This is a genomic window from Yoonia sp. 208BN28-4, assembly GCF_037543925.1.
In the GTDB taxonomy this organism is placed as follows: domain Bacteria; phylum Pseudomonadota; class Alphaproteobacteria; order Rhodobacterales; family Rhodobacteraceae; genus Yoonia.
Map to the genome: position 1 here is coordinate 932,352 of NZ_JBBIFY010000001.1, position 16,711 is coordinate 949,062.

General features: G+C 58.4%; 15 protein-coding genes. 3 read left to right on the forward strand and 12 right to left on the reverse strand.

What is annotated here, in order from left to right; genetic code table 11:
- Positions 1 to 131 precede the first annotated feature (131 nt).
- The 3 genes from V8J84_RS04615 to V8J84_RS04625 all read left to right on the forward strand — a co-directional run bounded on the left by V8J84_RS04615 (position 132) and on the right by V8J84_RS04625 (position 3,691).
- Complete coding sequence (locus V8J84_RS04615; protein WP_339928483.1) at positions 132 to 1,808, forward strand: formate--tetrahydrofolate ligase; 1,677 nt, start codon at positions 132 to 134, stop codon at positions 1,806 to 1,808.
- A gap of 86 nt (positions 1,809 to 1,894) precedes the next feature.
- Positions 1,895 to 2,803, forward strand: a complete 909-nt coding sequence (folD, locus tag V8J84_RS04620) for a bifunctional methylenetetrahydrofolate dehydrogenase/methenyltetrahydrofolate cyclohydrolase FolD (protein ID WP_339928484.1) — start codon at positions 1,895 to 1,897, stop codon at positions 2,801 to 2,803.
- Positions 2,804 to 2,926: 123 nt separating this feature from the next.
- A complete protein-coding gene (locus V8J84_RS04625; protein ID WP_339928485.1) occupies positions 2,927 to 3,691 on the forward strand; it encodes a LytTR family DNA-binding domain-containing protein in 765 nt (254 codons plus the stop codon).
- Here the strand turns inward: V8J84_RS04625 and pdeM are convergent.
- The 12 genes from pdeM to V8J84_RS04685 all read right to left on the reverse strand — a co-directional run bounded on the left by pdeM (position 3,630) and on the right by V8J84_RS04685 (position 16,695).
- Positions 3,630 to 4,319: a ligase-associated DNA damage response endonuclease PdeM gene (gene pdeM, locus V8J84_RS04630; RefSeq protein ID WP_339928486.1), complete on the reverse strand. Its 690-nt coding sequence runs from the start codon at positions 4,317 to 4,319 to the stop codon at positions 3,630 to 3,632. The genes V8J84_RS04625 and pdeM overlap by 62 nt on opposite strands.
- Positions 4,320 to 4,358: 39 nt before the next feature.
- Positions 4,359 to 6,764 carry a ligase-associated DNA damage response DEXH box helicase gene (locus V8J84_RS04635; RefSeq protein ID WP_339928488.1) on the reverse strand — a complete coding sequence of 802 codons (2,406 nt, stop codon included), beginning with the start codon at positions 6,762 to 6,764 and terminating at the stop codon, positions 4,359 to 4,361.
- 88 nt (positions 6,765 to 6,852) lie between these two features.
- Complete coding sequence (locus V8J84_RS04640) at positions 6,853 to 7,641, reverse strand: NAD(P)-dependent oxidoreductase (RefSeq protein ID WP_339928489.1); 789 nt, start codon at positions 7,639 to 7,641, stop codon at positions 6,853 to 6,855.
- A 60-nt stretch (positions 7,642 to 7,701) separates the two neighbouring features.
- Positions 7,702 to 9,012 (reverse strand): ATPase, encoded by a 1,311-nt coding sequence (locus tag V8J84_RS04645; protein ID WP_339928490.1) that lies wholly within the window; start codon positions 9,010 to 9,012, stop codon positions 7,702 to 7,704.
- Between the two features lie 127 nt (positions 9,013 to 9,139).
- Positions 9,140 to 9,631: a prepilin peptidase gene (locus V8J84_RS04650; RefSeq protein WP_339928491.1), complete on the reverse strand. Its 492-nt coding sequence runs from the start codon at positions 9,629 to 9,631 to the stop codon at positions 9,140 to 9,142.
- A gap of 3 nt (positions 9,632 to 9,634) precedes the next feature.
- Positions 9,635 to 10,489 carry a tetratricopeptide repeat protein gene (locus V8J84_RS04655; RefSeq protein WP_339928492.1) on the reverse strand — a complete coding sequence of 285 codons (855 nt, stop codon included), beginning with the start codon at positions 10,487 to 10,489 and terminating at the stop codon, positions 9,635 to 9,637.
- A gap of 28 nt (positions 10,490 to 10,517) precedes the next feature.
- A complete protein-coding gene (locus V8J84_RS04660) occupies positions 10,518 to 11,090 on the reverse strand; it encodes a tetratricopeptide repeat protein (RefSeq protein ID WP_339928493.1) in 573 nt (190 codons plus the stop codon).
- Positions 11,091 to 11,101: 11 nt separating this feature from the next.
- On the reverse strand, positions 11,102 to 12,076 hold the full coding sequence (locus V8J84_RS04665) for a type II secretion system F family protein (RefSeq protein WP_339928494.1): 975 nt from the start codon (positions 12,074 to 12,076) through the stop codon (positions 11,102 to 11,104).
- 8 nt (positions 12,077 to 12,084) lie between these two features.
- The gene (locus tag V8J84_RS04670) at positions 12,085 to 13,050 is read right to left on the reverse strand and encodes a type II secretion system F family protein (protein ID WP_339928495.1); all 966 of its coding nucleotides are present in this window, start codon (positions 13,048 to 13,050) and stop codon (positions 12,085 to 12,087) included.
- A 4-nt stretch (positions 13,051 to 13,054) separates the two neighbouring features.
- Positions 13,055 to 14,509 carry a CpaF family protein gene (locus tag V8J84_RS04675; protein ID WP_339928496.1) on the reverse strand — a complete coding sequence of 485 codons (1,455 nt, stop codon included), beginning with the start codon at positions 14,507 to 14,509 and terminating at the stop codon, positions 13,055 to 13,057.
- Between the two features lie 11 nt (positions 14,510 to 14,520).
- Positions 14,521 to 15,768 carry an AAA family ATPase gene (locus V8J84_RS04680; RefSeq protein WP_339928497.1) on the reverse strand — a complete coding sequence of 416 codons (1,248 nt, stop codon included), beginning with the start codon at positions 15,766 to 15,768 and terminating at the stop codon, positions 14,521 to 14,523.
- Between the two features lie 270 nt (positions 15,769 to 16,038).
- Positions 16,039 to 16,695, reverse strand: coding sequence for an OmpA family protein (locus V8J84_RS04685; RefSeq protein ID WP_445285952.1), 657 nt, complete (start codon positions 16,693 to 16,695; stop codon positions 16,039 to 16,041).
- Positions 16,696 to 16,711: the final 16 nt, after the last annotated feature.

Here is a 16,711-nt window from a genome sequence, read left to right on the forward strand (position 1 = left end):
GCCGCTTCTCCCGACGATTCCTACGGTCAAAATGTCGCAATCGCTGCGCATTGCCGCTTGGCCTGTGGCTACACATGGCGCAACAACAAGGCGCGTCGCAGGCGTGACGCTGGGTAACAGGGAAGCCAGACATGGGTTACAAGACCGACATCGAAATCGCACGCGAAGCGAACAAGAAGCCCATCCAAGAGATTGGCGCGAAACTGGGCATCGGCAGCGATGACCTGCTGCCTTATGGCCACGACAAGGCCAAGTTAAGCCAGCGCTTCATCGATTCCGTGCAGGACAAGCCCAACGGCAAGCTGGTTCTGGTGACCGCGATCAACCCGACCCCTGCGGGTGAAGGCAAAACGACGACAACCGTCGGTCTGGGCGACGGTTTGAATCGCATCGGCAAGAAGGCCGCTGTCTGCATCCGCGAAGCATCGCTTGGCCCGAACTTTGGTATGAAGGGCGGGGCCGCTGGTGGTGGCATGGCGCAGGTCGTGCCGATGGAAGACATGAACCTGCACTTTACGGGTGACTTCCATGCGATCACATCCGCCCACAACCTGCTGTCGGCGATGATCGACAACCACATCTATTGGGGCAACGCGCTTGAAATCGATATCCGCCGCGTCGCGTGGCGTCGTGTGCTGGACATGAACGACCGTGCCCTGCGCCAGATCAACGTGTCACTTGGTGGCGTGGCCAACGGCTTCCCGCGCGAGGCCGGCTTTGACATCACCGTCGCCTCCGAAGTGATGGCGATCCTGTGTCTGGCCAAAAACCTGACCGACCTGCAAGAGCGTCTGGGGCGTATGATCGTGGCTTACCGCCGCGACCGAAGCCCTGTGTTTGCGCGTGACATCAAGGCTGATGGCGCGATGACTGTCCTGTTGAAAGACGCGATGCAGCCGAACCTTGTGCAGACGCTGGAAAACAACCCCGCGTTTGTGCATGGCGGACCGTTCGCCAACATCGCGCACGGCTGTAACTCTGTCACAGCCACAACGACCGCGCTGAAGATCGCGGATTATGTGGTGACCGAAGCCGGCTTTGGTGCCGATCTGGGTGCGGAGAAGTTCCTGAACATCAAATGCCGCAAGGCTGGTCTGTCGCCCGATTGCGTTGTGCTGGTCGCAACCGTGCGCGCGATGAAGATGAATGGCGGCGTGGCCAAGGCCGATCTGGGTGACGAAAACGTCGATGCCGTCAACAACGGCTGCGCCAATCTTGGGCGCCACATCGGCAACCTGAAATCCTTTGGCGTGCCTGTTGTTGTGGCGATCAACCACTTTGTCACCGACACCGATGCCGAAGTGCAGGCGGTGAAGGATTACGTGGCTTCTCAAGGCTCTGAGGCAGTGCTGTCACAGCACTGGGAGTTCGGATCGAAGGGGTCCGAGGCGCTCGCCAAGAAAGTCGCTGAAGTGGCCGAGAGCGGCGAGAGCAACTTTGCCCCGATCTACCCTGACGAGATGAGCCTGTTCGAGAAGATCGAAACCATTGCGACCAAGATCTATCACGCCGACGAGGTGCTGGCGGATCAGAAGATCCGCAATCAGCTGAAAGACTGGGAAGAGCAGGGTTACGGCGATTTGCCGATCTGTATGGCCAAGACGCAGTATTCCTTCACCACAGACCCAACCCGCCGTGGCGCGCCGACAGGACACTCTGTGCCTGTGCGCGAAGTGCGCCTGTCTGCCGGTGCCGGTTTCGTCGTTGTGATCTGCGGTGAGATCATGACGATGCCGGGTCTGCCTCGGGTGCCGTCAGCCGAGAATATCCGCCTGAACAGCGACGGGCAGATCGAAGGTTTGTTCTAAGCAAAAATGGTGGGGCGACGCGCGGCATGCGCCGACGCCCCACCCAACCATCCCGCAGTTTTCAAGACATTCAAAAGGGCCGTCCCATGACAGCAACAGTGATCGATGGCAAAGCCTTTGCCGCAAAAGTGCGCACACAAGTGGCCGAGCATGTGACGCGTTTGAAGTCCGATCACGGCATCACACCCGGTTTGGCGGTTGTGCTGGTAGGCGAGGACCCTGCCAGTCAGGTCTATGTGCGGTCCAAGGGGAAAATGACCAACGAAGTTGGCATGAATTCCTATGAGCACAAGCTGGACGTGGATACCTCTGAAGAGGCGCTGCTGAAAGTGATTGACGATCTCAATAACGATCCGGCTGTTCACGGTATTCTGGTGCAGCTGCCATTGCCGGATCATATGGACAGCGATCTGGTCATCAATGCGATTGATCCTGCCAAGGATGTTGACGGGTTTCATATCTCGAATGTCGGTCTGCTTGGGACCGGTCAGAAATCGATGGTGCCTTGCACACCGCTGGGCTGCCTGATGATGCTGCGCGATCATCACGGTAGCATTTCTGGCATGAATGCCGTGGTCGTGGGTCGCTCCAACATCGTGGGCAAGCCGATGGCGCAGTTGTTGCTGGGTGACAGCGCGACGGTCACCATCGCGCACAGCCGGACCAAGGACCTGCCGGATGTTGTGCGGCAGGCCGATATCGTGGTGGCCGCTGTGGGCCGCCCCGAAATGGTGCAGGGTGACTGGATCAAACCCGGTGCAACGGTGATTGATGTGGGGATCAACCGCATTGATGCAGGCCTCAAGGACGATGGCACGCCAAAGACCCGTCTGGTGGGTGATGCCCATTTTGAAAGCTGCGCGGCCGTAGCCGGGGCAATCACGCCTGTTCCGGGTGGCGTGGGGCCGATGACCATCGCGTGCCTGTTGGCAAATACCGTCACCGCGTGCTGCCGTGCAAATGGTCTGAGCGAGCCGGATGGCCTGACCGCCTAACCCACGGCCAAACCTTTAATAAATGAGAATAATTGCGTCTGTTTCCCCTTGGCGCGAACAGCCCCTATGCCTTAAGCCTATGCGTGTGCAGGGAAAATAGCGTCGGACGGGTTAAGCGGTATCATGGGGATGAATGACGGCGACGATGCGCAGGGCTATCCTGCGCGCACCTATGTTTTTGTGATTTTGCTGGTTGGCCTGTTCCTGTCGATTGCAGGCCCATTCGGCACCTATGAGGCGCTTAGCCTGCCAGCACGGGCGTTGTATTGGGTGACGGTGGTGGCGCTCGCGATGGCGGCTATTGTGGTATCGTCACGGTTGCCGATGCGACAGGCGGACGCGACGCAGGACCTGACCCTTCGGATTTTTCAGGGTGGTGCGTTTATCGCGATCTTCGCGCCGCTTTTATACGGCGCGAACACGATCTGGGCGGACACAGCAGGTGGTCCGCAAATCGGTTTTGTCAGAACGCTCGCCTATGTCACCGCAGCGACCATCGTGATGTCATGGCTGGATTATCTGGTCGGAACTTCTCGTGTCAGCACACCGCCAGAGCCGGCTCCGCGCCTGTATCAACGCCTGAACGCGATGCCCGACGTGGATATTGCCCGCCTGACGGTCAATGATCACTACGTTGATGTGTATCTGGCTGACGGATCGCAGGAAAAGCTGCTGATGCGCTTTTCCGATGCAATTGCCGAGATGTCGCCTGTCAAAGGCACCTGCACGCATCGGTCCCATTGGGTGACAGAGGCGGCAGCGGACAAGATCGTGCGGGTTGGTCAGCGCGATATGTTGGTTCTGACCAGCGGCACGCAGGTGCCTGTCAGCCGACGCTACCGCGACGACGTTTTGGCAACGCTGCAGCGCAAAGCGGCAAAGCAATAGCGGTCCGGCCCGTCACCACGGCCACCGCATCCGCCGCAAAATGCCGCGCCACTTCGGGATGCTGGGCATCAAGCCCACCGGTATAAGCCCCATAAGCAGGCATCATCAGCCGCGCGGCATCATAGACAAAACACGCCCGCTTACGCCCTGTGCCGGGCAACCCAAACTTGGGATGGTAATGCCCCGACACTTCGGCGTTTTGGGACGTGGCGATGTGGCGAAAGGTTACCGGCCCCACGGCATATTCCGCTCGATGAGTGCCGCCCAGATCGACGGGGCCGGGATCGTGATTGCCTTCGATCCATATCCATGTCCGGCCTGCCTGCTGGCGCGCCAGCGTGATGCGGTTTTCATCGGCCAGATCATGCGCCGCACCCAGATCGTCAAAACTGTCGCCCAGACAAATCACGACACGTGGGTCCGTGCGGGCGATATCCTGATCCAGCCGGTCAAGCGTTTCGCGGTTTTCATAAGGTGGGATCAACGTGCCACTCCGCCTTGCGATCCGGTCCGACTTGCCCAGATGCAGGTCCGACACGCACAGAACTGCGTGATCGGGGATGTGCAGTGCACCACTTGGCAGGGCGTGCAGCGTCACTCCGGCAAATTTGAAAACATGCGCGTTCATTCTTTGTTCACTGCACTCTTGTAGTCAAAAATGCAAGTGTCAGCTCTCGGCCAATCCCACAGTTTCCATCAAGGATGCTGCTGCCTCAGCCAGCAATCTGTCCTGTGCGGCACCAGCCACGGGGATGCGTCCCGGTTCAAGGAACAGCGGCGCCGACAGCGGGGTGACGCGATCAAGCTTGATGTGATCGACGCGCCCTTTCGTGCGGTCCAGCATTTCCTCGACACGGCCAAAATCGACCAGACCGCGCATCGCCTCTTCTCGCGTTATTTGCAGCATCAGATGGTCGGGATCATATTTGGTGAGCGTGTCATAAAGAATATCACTCGAAAACGTGGCCTGCCGCCCTGATTTGCGCGCCTGCGGCAGATTGCGTTCGATTAGCCCTGCAATAGTGGCCGACGCGCGGAACGTCCGTTTCATCACCGCGTTGCCGCCCAGCCATGTCTCCACGCCGTCACGCAGACTGTCGGGCGACAACAGGCTGGCCGGATCGGTCACAGGGTCCAACCCCCAGATCATCGTGGCGTAATCCGTGGCGACAAAGCCCATGGGATGCAGCCCCTCGGCCTCCATCCGCTGGGTCAGTAGCAGGCCAAGGGTTTGTTGCGCATTGCGACCCGCAAAACTGTAGAACACCGTGTGTTCGCGCGCATCGTAGGAAAAGCTTTCGACCAGCGTGCGATCCGCCTCAGGCAGCTTGGACACCTCGCGCTGGAGGGCCAGCCACTCAGCCGTGTGCGCAGGCAGTTGGGGCCAGCTGTCTTGCTGAAACATCCGCAGGATGCGGCGCGACAGTTGCGTGGAGGTGGCGAACTTGGTGCCGTAGAACGTGGCGATCTTGGGTTCTTTTGCCGCGTCGCGTGTCACCTCGACCGTCATTTCGCGCAGGCCGTCGTAGCGCACGATCTGCCCGCCGATCAGGAATGTATCGCCTGGTGTTAGCGTTGCCGCAAACGCTTCTTCCACCTCACCCAGCGCCTTGAAGCTGCCTTTCCACTTCACTTTGAGTGTGTCGATATCCTGAATGGTGCCGATGTTCATACGGATGCGCTGTGCCGCGCGCGGATCGCGCAACTGCCACATACCATCGGCGGTTTGCAGCAAACGCTTCCACTTGTCATAGGCCCGCAGCGCATAGCCGCCAGTGGCGCAGAAATCGAGACAGGCGTCAAAATCGGCACGGCTGAGGGCGCTATAGGCGCCCACGCGCGTGACCTCGGCGTAAAGCGTATCGGCATCAAACGGACCCGCACAGGCCGTGATCAGAATGTGCTGGCACAGGACATCACGCGGGCCGGGGCCTTTGGGATCGCCGTCAAGATCATTGTCTTTCGCGGCCTCTAATGCCGCGACACATTCCACAACTTCGAACCGGTTCGCGGGCACCAGCAGCGCCTTTGACGGCGCATTATAGCGGTGGTTGGCCCGCCCGATCCGCTGGACAAGCCGTTTCACGTTCTTGGGCGCGCCCACCTGAATGACCAGATCAACGTCGCCCCAATCGATCCCCAGATCAAGGCTGCCGGTGCAGACAATCGCCCGCAGATGCCCCGCGACCATCGCGCCTTCGACCTTTTCACGCTGGCTGCGATCCAGACTGCCGTGGTGGATGCCGATAGGCAGATCGTCTGTGTTTTCGAGCCAGAGGTTATGAAAGAAAATTTCGGCCTGCGCGCGAGTATTATGGAATATCAGCGTCGTCTTATGCTGCTTCACCTGTTCCAGCACGGCGGGAATGGCATATTTTCCCCCACCACCGGACCACGGCGGCTTTTCGTCAGTGACCAGCATGCTGATGTCAGGGTCCGGTCCCGGATCGGCCTGAATGATCGGGCAGGGATCGGGGTGCGCGGCCAGTTCGTGCGCAATTGCAGCAGGGTCCTCGACCGTCGCAGACAACCCGACACGGCGTAGACCGGGGGCGAGGGTTTGCAGCCGTCCCAGTGCGAGCATCAACTGATCACCCCGCTTGCTTTCGGCCAGCGCGTGAATTTCATCCACGATCACCCGTTGCAGGCCTTTGAACATGCGCGGCGCGTCCTCATAGCTGGTCAGCAGCGCGAGGCTTTCGGGCGTTGTCAGCAGGATATGTGGCGGATCGGCCCGCTGGCGGCGCTTTTGCGTGTAGGACGTGTCGCCGGTCCGGTCCTCAATCCGGATTGGCAGGCCCATCTCATCAACAGGCGTGCGCAGGTTGCGCTTGATGTCGGCGGCCAGTGCCTTGAGCGGTGAAACGTAAAGCGTATGCAGCCCTTCGTGCGTGCCATCTTCCAATTCGACAAGCGAGGGCAGGAAGCCCGCCAGCGTCTTGCCGCCGCCCGTGGGCGCGATCAGCAGTTGTGCGGGCGCATCCTTTTTGTCCAGCATCTCTTGCTGGTGCGGATGGATGTGCCAGCCGCGTTTGGCGAACCATGCGGTGAACGTATCGGGGAGGGCTGTCATGGAGCTAAGGTGCGTTGGTTTCGCACTTGTTCAAGTGCGAATTGAGGGCCAGCCCATAAACGCCCGCGATATATTTGAACAAAAGAAGTCAGGCGCGTGGTTTCAGGTGGCGCAGGGCTGATTTGATTTGATCGGGGATCGCCGTATCGGCACCCTCGGGCGCCATGTCCAGACCGGCGGCCACGTCCTTGACAAGGATGCCAATGGAGTTGTCGTCGGCATATCCATCGCGTGCAAATTCGATGGTGTCAAAGCCGGAGGCGAGCCAGTTCTGCCCTGACGACGCAGCGATGAGGGCCAGCAATTTGCTTTCGTCGATCCCTGCGGCATCTGCCCAATCCAGCACCATGCGGGTCATCACGGTGTGCGAGGCGGCGAGCAGATTGTTAAGGACCTTTGCGGTCATGCCGGCGCCGAATGCGCCCATGGTGTGAAGGTCTTCCCCCATCGCCCTGAACAGGTGGGCCTGCGCCGCCAGATCATCGGCGTTACCGCCCAGCATGAAGGACAGCGTGCCAGCCTGCGCCTTGACCTGCGCGCCTGACATCGGCGCGTCGATGAGCGCGATATGATCCGGCACTCGGTCGCGCAACGCCTTGGTATAAAGCGGCGACAGGGTTGAGGAGATAATGATCGTGCGCAGGGTCGGCACGTCGCAAAGGGCCTGATCGTCAAACAGCAGCGCATCGGTTTCGGCGGTGTCACGCACCACCGAGATCAGTGTGGTCAGCCCATCAGTGAAATCCGCCAGCGGCCCACCATCGCCGCGTCCGTCCCGCACATCAAAGCCGCGTGCGGCGATCCCCGCACGGCGGAGCGACGCCAACATTGGCGCACCCATCCGGCCACATCCCGCAATTCCTACGATGTCAGACATGAAAAACCCCCAAAGTTCCCACGAACCTTGGGGGCAAATCTGTTATCTGGCAAGCGTGGGCTAGCGGACGATGTCCTCTTCCTTGACGAACATGTTTGCCCAGGCACGGTCAATCAGCTCAGGGGTCATCTGGTAAGGGATGCCCTCGAATTCGCAGATCGAGATCATCTGGTCGATCAGGAACACCGGTTGATAGTTGGCGTAGACGTTGTCGATCTCCGGGTAGCGGTTGTTGAGCAGGTGGATCAGCGTCGCCTCATCCAGCGGCATCTTTTTCTTACGGGCCACCATCGCAAAGATCTTGAGGAAGCCAGCCTGATCCGGTCCGTCGATCTTGATCTTGTAGAAAATCCGGCGCAACGCGGCCTTGTCAAAGATCGCATTGGGGTGGAAGTTGGTCGAGAAGATCACAAGCGTGTCAAAGGGCACCTCGAACTTTTCACCCGATTGCAGCGCAAGGATATCCTTGCTTTCTTCCAGTGGAACAATCCAGCGGTTCACCAGCGTCTGCGGCGGTTCGGCCTGACGGCCAAGGTCGTCCACGATAAAGATGCCGCCGGTGGATTTCAGTTGCAGCGGGGCCTGATAGGTCCGCGCGACAGGGTTATAGACCAGATCAAGCATCGACACGCTCAATTCACCACCCGTAATCACGGTAGGGCGTTCGCAGCGCACATAGCGGGTGTCAAACCGTCCTGACGTGCGGCGCAGGCTGTTGGGGTCGTCCACATCAGCCTCTGCCGAAGTATGCACAATCGGATCGTAAACGGTGATGACCTGACCGGAGTATTCGATAGCGCGCGGCACATAAATCTTGTCGCCCAAGGCATCACGGATACCGTTGGAAATTGACGACTTACCGTTGCCCGGCGGGCCATACATCAGGATCGATCGGCCCGCACCAACCGCAGGACCAAGGTTGCCCAACAGATCAGGTGGCAGGATCAGGTGGCCCATCGCCGTTGTCAGCTGGTCGCGTGTCACATGAATGTTGCGGATCGACTGGCGTTTGACCTGTTCCTCGTAAACGGCAAGCGGCACAGGCATCGCGCCGAAATATTCGGACTGGGCCAAGGCATCAAGCGCCAGCGCCTTTCCTGCGTCGGTCAGTTGGTAGCCCATCTCGTTGCCGGAGTTCGCGTTCAGCGTGCCCATCGCCTCGACCAGACGTTGGCCGCGGGCCATGTCGATCAGTTCCTGCGTCACCGCAAGTGGCAGACAGATGACCTTCGCCAATTCGCTGACCATATCGATATTCATGCGGAACATCGTCTTGATCAGGATGTCACGCATCATCGACATCGGAAGCTGCATGCCTGCCAGACCCTTGGGTGGAGGAGGCGCCATGACGTTACTTGATTGCATATTCATATCGGTTTGCCTGTCCGCTGTGCTGCCAAAGACCCTTTTGCATACGGGTCCAGTTGCCGAGAAACTGTCAGGACTTTGTGGCGAAACCGTGAACAAAACCGCGTTTCACGGGGGCATTTGCCGTGATCTAGCGACTGAAAAAGACCAGCGCGAGATAGAAAACCAGCGTCATGCCAAGAGGGAATCCCATTGGAAAACGCTTGCCGGCGGTCCAGCTTTCCCAATGCGGCACAGCGCGGCGAATGGGCGATGCCCGCGCGATCCGGTGGGTCAGAAACCCGCCGATTAGCGATGCAGCAAAGACAGGGATCACAAGCGGCAGATCATTCAGCGAGATCATCGGGGCGGCGGCGGCGATAAATTTGGCATCACCGGCGCCCATGACGCCGCCTGCATTTAAAACGATGCCCACGACCAGTGCTACGATCATATGAACATAGCCCCATAGATAGACGTCAAAGGGCAGGGCGATGAGCCCCAGAACGGCATAGGCCAACAGCAAAGCACCGACCGCCACATTGGGGATCTTCATGCGGGCCAGATCGCTGTAGGCCACAAAAAGCGAAATCGGGACAGCCGCGAGCAGGAACCAGCCCGCGGCCCATGACGTCAGGCCCATGGCTTAGTTCGTCACGTTGTCTTCAAGCGCGCGCAGGGCGCGGACCGCTTCTTCAAAGTGCTGCGGATGCGTGTCGATCGCTTCGCGCAGCAGGCCCTTGCCGATGGTGACATCGTTCTGCTTGATCGCTGTCAGGGCCATGGTGTGCAAAAGCTGCGCCCGCTCCGTCTGGGTCATCTGGACCACTGGCAGATCATAATTGCGCTGGGCACCACGGGCCAGAACAAGGTTGTTCTTGGCGGTAAACAGGCCCTGATCATGGCGCAAGGCATCGGTAAACAGCCGCTCTGCGCCGGAATAATCACCGCGCGTCAGCTTGGAGAAACCCCAGTTGTTGTAGACATTCGCAGGGCGCGTGGTCAGGCCCACGGCCGTTTCATAAAAGCTGTCGGCCTTGTCCCACTGTTCCTTGCTGTCCGCGATCATCGCCTCAAGGCGGTAGCGTTTATAAGTTTCGAAGGTGGGCGGCACGCTGTTCAGTGTCTCGGCGGCCAGATCCCACTGGTTGGAGCGGATGTAGGCATCGGCCAGTTCCACGCGGTCATCGTCGGTCGCATCGGCATGATCCGTCACAGCCTTCCATGCCGTAACAGCATCGTTTGCACGGCGCGCGCGGATCAAAGATTTGGCAAGGCCGCGCATCAGATCAATCCGGCCCGGGTCGTTGGCCAATGCACCGCTGAAATAGCTGACGGCCTCATCGGGGTCGCCCACTGTCAGGAACACATCATTCAGGTTGGTTTCGTCAACGACGTTCAGGTCCTGAAGCGCACGGTCAACTTGCGCATCGTCACCGCTACATGCGGACAGGGCCGCGATTGCGGCAACGCACATCGGAATCATGATTGTTTGGCGCATTTGCTGCGTCCTTTTTACTGCTCTTACCTCAGGGTGCAGTCAAAAGGACAAAATCGCCTGTTCCCCGCCGCACCAATTCGAATTGTTGGTTTTCTTGGTTACCAACATTAGCGGGATTTTCGATTTTGGCGAGAGCCAAGCGCAGGTTCTCGCGAATCTGGTCGGAATTGCCGTTATCCGTGGCAAAAGCGCGACGGAAAACCTCGCTTGCTTCGGCCACTTCGCCCTTTTCCATCAGGATCACGCCCAGATTGTTCCAAGCGGCAGGGAAATCCGGTGCTTCCTCGGTGGCGCGGCGCAAAAGGCGTTCGGCTTGACCCAAGCGGCCCAAACGCAGATTTGCCGACCCGAGCGCCGACAGTGTATCCACGTTCAATCCCTGTTGGGCCGCCGCACGTGTATAGGCTTTGAGCGCCAGTTCAAATTCGCCCGCGGCCATCAAACGGTGCCCGACCATCAACCCGTCAAGGTCGGACGCTCCCGCCACACCCGGTGCAAAAACCTGATCGTCAGACGCGCCAAAGCCGCCTGCATCGCAAGCGGCCAAGGCTGTCACCAGCATCACGGGGGCCAAAAAGTGCGCGGCCCGATGTGTGTGCATAAGTGTCGTCCTTATTGCCCCAGGTTCTGGGAGATATTGAAGATCGAAGGTCCGATCAAAATGACCAGAAGCGGCGGCACCGTCAACATCATCGTGGCCAGCGTCATCTTGGTGGGCAGCTTGTTGGCGGCCTCTTCGGCCCGCATCACGCGCTTGTCACGCATTTCGGACGCATAGACCCGAAGCGCATCGGCGATGGATGTACCAAACTGCTGCGATTGCACCAGCACGGTCACAAAGCTGGTAATGTCCTGCACGCCAGCGCGCTCTGACATATCCTTGAGAACCGTGGTCTTGTCCTTACCGGCCTTCATCTCTTGGCTGACAATCTCGTATTCTGACGCCAGCTCGGGAAAGCCTGATTTCAGCTCACCGGCAACACGCAGGATGGACTGATCAAGCGATTGACCCGCTTCAACGCAAACCAGCATCATATCAAGGCTGTCCGGAAAGCCGTTTTCAATCGCTTTTTGACGCTCGGCCTGACGACGTGTCACCCAGTATTTGGGCAGCATGTATCCGGCGCCACCGGGCAACAGGATCCACATGGCCATGTCTTTGGTGGTCACAGGCATCTGCGCGGATTGATAAAGTGCATAAACCGCACCCGCGCCCAGCAGCAAAAGCCCCAGCGTGAACTGCAAAAAGTGATACATCCGCACAGCGTTCTTGCTGCGGTAACCGGCCTGCATCAGCTTCAGTTTGACGGCAGAGAAATCCTCGGCGTTTTGCGGCTCCAGAAAGTTGGAATACTTTTCCAGCTTGTCCTTGCCGGTAGGCGTGCGCAAACGCTCACCCTTTTCGGGCACCTTCTGCGTGGTGCGCTGCGTCGCCTTCAGCTTATCAAGCGGGTCCTCGGTCTTTTGAAACAGGAACGGCAGGGTCAGCAGGATCATCATGAAGCCCAGCACGCCGACCAGCATTAGCGGGCCAAACGGGCCAAGGACGTCAACGATCATCGCTTCGATTGTTGTGATAAATTCCATGACAGACCTCAGACCTTAATGTTCACAAGGGCGCGCATCACGATCAGGTTCGTGATCAGGAACGCGGCAACGACAAGGCAGGCGGGAATGAAGATCGGCTCATTCATGACCTCGTCAAAATAGTCGGGTTTGATCAGGTTGATCCCGATCAGACACAGGATGGGAAAGCCCGACAGCAGTTTGCCCGACCATTTCGCCTCGCCGGTAATTGCTTTCACGCGGCGGAACAGGCGGAAACGGGCGCGGATCACCTTGGCCAGACCGGCAAGGATTTCGGCAAGGTTACCACCCGATTGCTGCTGGATCGTCACGGCCACAGCCAGAAAGCGCAAATCCTGCATATCAAGCCGCTCAGCCATCGCCTTGAGCGTTTCGCCCATGTCGCGGCCATAAGCAGCCTCGTCCGAGATCATGCCCATTTCGGTGCCAAGCGGATCAGGAATTTCCTGCGCCACAATGCTGATCGCGGACGAAAACGGGTGGCCCACGCGCAACGACCGGACCATGAGTTCAACCGCTTCGGGCAGTTGTTCTTCCATGAGGGCCATACGCTTGTTGGCCTTGCCGTTGATCCACATGAACACGCCGCCGATCCCCATCGCAACCGCGACAAACGACCGAACCAGCACATCAACCTGCGTGCCAACGGTCAGACCGATAAAGGACACAAAGCTGACGACGCCCATCAGGATGAAAATCTGGGGCGGGGAAAACGCAATGTTCGCCTTCTGCGCCTTTGAGGCGAGAATGGAATAAAGCGGAATCCGTTGGGATTTCATGTGCTGCGTCATTTCCTTGCGCAGCTGTTCAAGCACCTGTTCGCGGCCACCGCCTTTTTCCAGCAGCGCCAGACGGCGGTTCACCTTGTTATTGAGGCTGATCGATTTGCCAAAAATGACAAGATACGCGCCTTCCACCAGTGCAAGCACCGACAGAAAGATGACGACATAGATGACTGGTTCTGCTGAAATCATAGGTCTACTCCGCGACCATTGGTTCAAAAATAGCTGGCGGCAGGTCATAGCCCCACAGCTTGAAGCGATCCGAATATGCAGAGCGCACACCCGTCGCGGTAAAGTGGCCGATGATCTTATTGTCAGGCGTCAGGCCGACGCGCTGATAGCGGAACACCTCTTGCATAGAGATCACGTCACCTTCCATGCCGGTGATTTCCGTGATCGACGTCATGCGGCGCGAACCGTCTTGCAAACGCGAGGCCTGCACGATCAGGTTCACAGCCGACGAGATCTGCGAGCGCACCGCCTTGATCGGCATCTCGATACCGGCCATCGCGATCATGTTTTCAAGACGCGACACACCATCACGGGCAGAGTTGGCGTGGATCGTCGTCATTGATCCGTCGTGGCCCGTGTTCATGGCCTGCAACATGTCGATAACTTCTTCGCCGCGCGTCTCACCCACGATGATCCGGTCAGGACGCATCCGCAGGGCGTTTTTCAGACAGTCGCGCTGTGACACAGCGCCCTTGCCTTCGACGTTTGGCGGGCGGCTTTCCATCCGGCCAACGTGTGTTTGTTGCAATTGAAGTTCCGCCGTATCCTCGATCGTCAGAATACGTTCGGCATCGTCAATGAATGACGAAAGCGCGTTGAGCGTCGTCGTTTTACCCGAACCCGTACCACCTGACACGATAACGTTCAAACGTGTGGCTACAGCGGCTTGCAAATAGGCGGCCATTTCCTCGGTGAATGCGCCGAACTTGACCAGATCGTCGATGCCCAGCTTGTCTTTCTTGAACTTACGAATGGACACAAGGCTGCCGTCCACGGCAACCGGCGGCACCATGGCGTTAAAACGCGAGCCGTCTTGCAAACGGGCGTCAACGTATGGATTGCTTTCGTCCACGCGGCGACCAACGGCCGACACGATCTTGTCGATGATCCGCAACAGGTGCTTTTCATCCTTGAAGGTGATATCCGACAGTTCCAGCTTACCGGCGCGTTCCACAAACACCTGTTGCGGTCCGTTCACCAGAATATCGTTGACCGTTTCGTCCTGCAAAAGCGTCTCGAGCGGGCCAAGGCCCGTCACTTCGAAATACAGATCCTGGCTGAGTGTCGTGCGCTCTTCACGGTTCAGGACAACGCCCATTTCTTCCAGCGATTCCGCAGCAATCGCGTTGATCTCGGCGCGCAGGTCAGCCTCGCTCGCGGTTTCCAGCGCGGCAAGGTTGAGATTGTCTAAAAGCGATTTGTGCAGTTCCAGCTTGATTTCGCCCAGCCGCTCTTTGCGCTTTTTCTCTTTGTCCGCAGGTGCCACATCGCCCGCACGTTTCGGCATCGCCTTCATCAGGCTCTGGCGCGGCTCTTCGGTGGTGGCGGGCACAGCAGCCAGTGCAGGTTTGGCACCACCGCCGGCGGAATTGGCCGGGGTGGCGGCACCTGCGCCAGTCTTCTTATACTTTGAAAACATGGATTAATTCCTTAACCGTGGGCTTCTGCAGCATCGGCCATATTGACCTCATGCACAGACTTGGCCAGCTTCATCACTTCTTTGCGCAAGGCGTTTTTCGGGATACCGGCTTGCAATGGCATGCCGTGATCCGCGTTTTGCGCGACGGGCTTGCCGCCATCGGGCAGCAACACCTCAATCGCGATGCCAAGGCTTTCGGCGAGCCGCTTCACCCGGCTTTTGCCACTCAGATCGGTGAAACCGGGCGCGCGGTTCAGCACAAAGCGCATCTTGTCGAAAGGCAGATCCTCGGACTGCAGCGCACGTTTGATCCGCAGCGTGTTCTGCGCCGACCGCATGTCCAGTTCCATCGTTGCGAAATAGACGTGGGCTGCCTCCAAGACAGTCTGCGACCATTCCACCATCGTCGATGGCATGTCGATGATCACATAATCAAAGTTCACGCGGGCCATTTCGATCAGACGTTCGATATCCTCTGGCCCGATCATATCAAGCGGGATCATATCCGTCGGCGCGGTCAGTACGTGCAGCTTCTGCTCGTAGGATAGCAGCGCCTGCATAAAGACCTCGCTATCCATCGCTTCGGTGTCAGACAGCATTTCCAGCACGGTTTCGCGACGGGGCAGGTCAAGATATGTCGACGTCGTGCCGAACTGAAAATCCAGATCAAGCAGGCAGACGCGCGGTCCATCCTCTTTTTCGACATTCGCCAGTTCCCACGCCAGATTAACGGCCAGTGTCGTGGCACCGGTGCCACCAGCAATGCCCTGGATCGGGATCACAACACCGCTGCGGTCACCTGTGGCTTTCAACTTGTTCTCAAGTTCGGGTGCGACAGGGGCAATTTCAGGCGGGGTTAAAACACGGTCGATGGCGCGCGACAGCTCTCCCTCGGGGAGGGGGTAGGGCACAAATTCGTCACCACCTTCACGCAGCAGACTGTGCAATGCGGCGGGGCTGACATCTTCGGTGATCAGGATCACCTTGATTTCTTTGGCTTTGGCGGCTGAGATCACCTCGGTAATCAGCGCAAGATTGTCTTCGTCCTCGTTATCCATCGCGATGGTAACGAATTGCAGACTGTTCGCCTCGTCCTGCCCAAGAAAGGCGAGCGCGTTATCAAACGACAGGTCGCCCCATGTTTCGCCCAGTGCCTCTTCCATATCCTCGATCAGCAGATCAAAAATCTGAACATCGCGGCTGATGGTGCAGGCCACAATAGGCTGCATTTCTTGCTGTAATACTGCGTTACTACTCATGGCCTTACGTCCTTACATTGCGGGCGCAGTTTCAGAATAGTGGCAAGAGGTTATCAAATCGCCCACATATCCCGGAACAGCGCGCACGTCATTTCGCGTGCGGTCTTCCCATTACGGGCTAATGTCAGGGACAATCGTGACCAGATTTGGACGAAAAGATCGTAATTGTGCGGTATCTCGCGACGGTTGACGATTTTTCGGGGGGTTGTTTCTGCCCCATTTGAGGGGCGAAAGGCGCCGCGCTGTGCGCGACGCCATCATTTCAAAGGCTTATTCGCCGCCAGAGGCAACTTCACTTTGTGCCACAGATGTGCGGGGCACCGCACTTGCGACATATTCGCGGAAGATAACTTGCGCGTATTTGCCGTTGATGACACCTGCGTGTCCTTCAACAAAGCCCGAAACCTCGGTCACGGTGCGGCGGTTCTGACGGCTGCGATCCGTGGTCTGGATAATCGGACGGGTTTCACCGAACGATACAACCGCTTCCAGTCGGGACCGGCTGATACCTTGCTGCGTCAGGTAATGCACAACGGCATTGGCGCGGCGCAGACCCAGATTGCGGTTATATGCCTGGCTGCCGACAAGATCGGTATGGCCGAAGACCTTGAACCGAATTTCCGGGAATTGCCGGATCCATGTCGCCTGCTGTCGCAACACGGCTTTCGCCTCGTTGCTCAGATGGGCGGAATCAAAGGCAAAGTTGACCGTTGATGTCACCTCGGACGCAAAGCGGCGCCCAAGACTGATGGCCAGATCCGCTTGCCCGGTCTGGGCCAGCATGTTGTTCATCGTCGCATTGCCAAAGTCGGCGTTGCTATCGACGCGCGCGCCCGCTTCACGATCGAAAAAGTCGTTTCCGCCGATTTCTTCGGCGCAACCGGCCAGGATCATGGCTGCGGCTGCAGTGCTCAGTAGTGCTTTCATCGCCCTGCGCTCCCTA

Coding starts and splice junctions, on each gene's coding strand:
- V8J84_RS04615 (WP_339928483.1), top strand. CDS start 132: ATGGGTTACAAGACCGACATCGAAATCGCACGCGAAGCGAACAAGAAG.
- folD (WP_339928484.1), top strand. CDS start 1,895: ATGACAGCAACAGTGATCGATGGCAAAGCCTTTGCCGCAAAAGTGCGC.
- V8J84_RS04625 (WP_339928485.1), top strand. CDS start 2,927: ATGGGGATGAATGACGGCGACGATGCGCAGGGCTATCCTGCGCGCACC.
- pdeM (WP_339928486.1), bottom strand. CDS start 4,319: ATGAACGCGCATGTTTTCAAATTTGCCGGAGTGACGCTGCACGCCCTG.
- V8J84_RS04635 (WP_339928488.1), bottom strand. CDS start 6,764: ATGACAGCCCTCCCCGATACGTTCACCGCATGGTTCGCCAAACGCGGC.
- V8J84_RS04640 (WP_339928489.1), bottom strand. CDS start 7,641: ATGTCTGACATCGTAGGAATTGCGGGATGTGGCCGGATGGGTGCGCCA.
- V8J84_RS04645 (WP_339928490.1), bottom strand. CDS start 9,012: ATGAATATGCAATCAAGTAACGTCATGGCGCCTCCTCCACCCAAGGGT.
- V8J84_RS04650 (WP_339928491.1), bottom strand. CDS start 9,631: ATGGGCCTGACGTCATGGGCCGCGGGCTGGTTCCTGCTCGCGGCTGTC.
- V8J84_RS04655 (WP_339928492.1), bottom strand. CDS start 10,489: ATGCGCCAAACAATCATGATTCCGATGTGCGTTGCCGCAATCGCGGCC.
- V8J84_RS04660 (WP_339928493.1), bottom strand. CDS start 11,090: ATGCACACACATCGGGCCGCGCACTTTTTGGCCCCCGTGATGCTGGTG.
- V8J84_RS04665 (WP_339928494.1), bottom strand. CDS start 12,076: ATGGAATTTATCACAACAATCGAAGCGATGATCGTTGACGTCCTTGGC.
- V8J84_RS04670 (WP_339928495.1), bottom strand. CDS start 13,050: ATGATTTCAGCAGAACCAGTCATCTATGTCGTCATCTTTCTGTCGGTG.
- V8J84_RS04675 (WP_339928496.1), bottom strand. CDS start 14,509: ATGTTTTCAAAGTATAAGAAGACTGGCGCAGGTGCCGCCACCCCGGCC.
- V8J84_RS04680 (WP_339928497.1), bottom strand. CDS start 15,768: ATGAGTAGTAACGCAGTATTACAGCAAGAAATGCAGCCTATTGTGGCC.
- V8J84_RS04685 (WP_445285952.1), bottom strand. CDS start 16,695: ATGAAAGCACTACTGAGCACTGCAGCCGCAGCCATGATCCTGGCCGGT.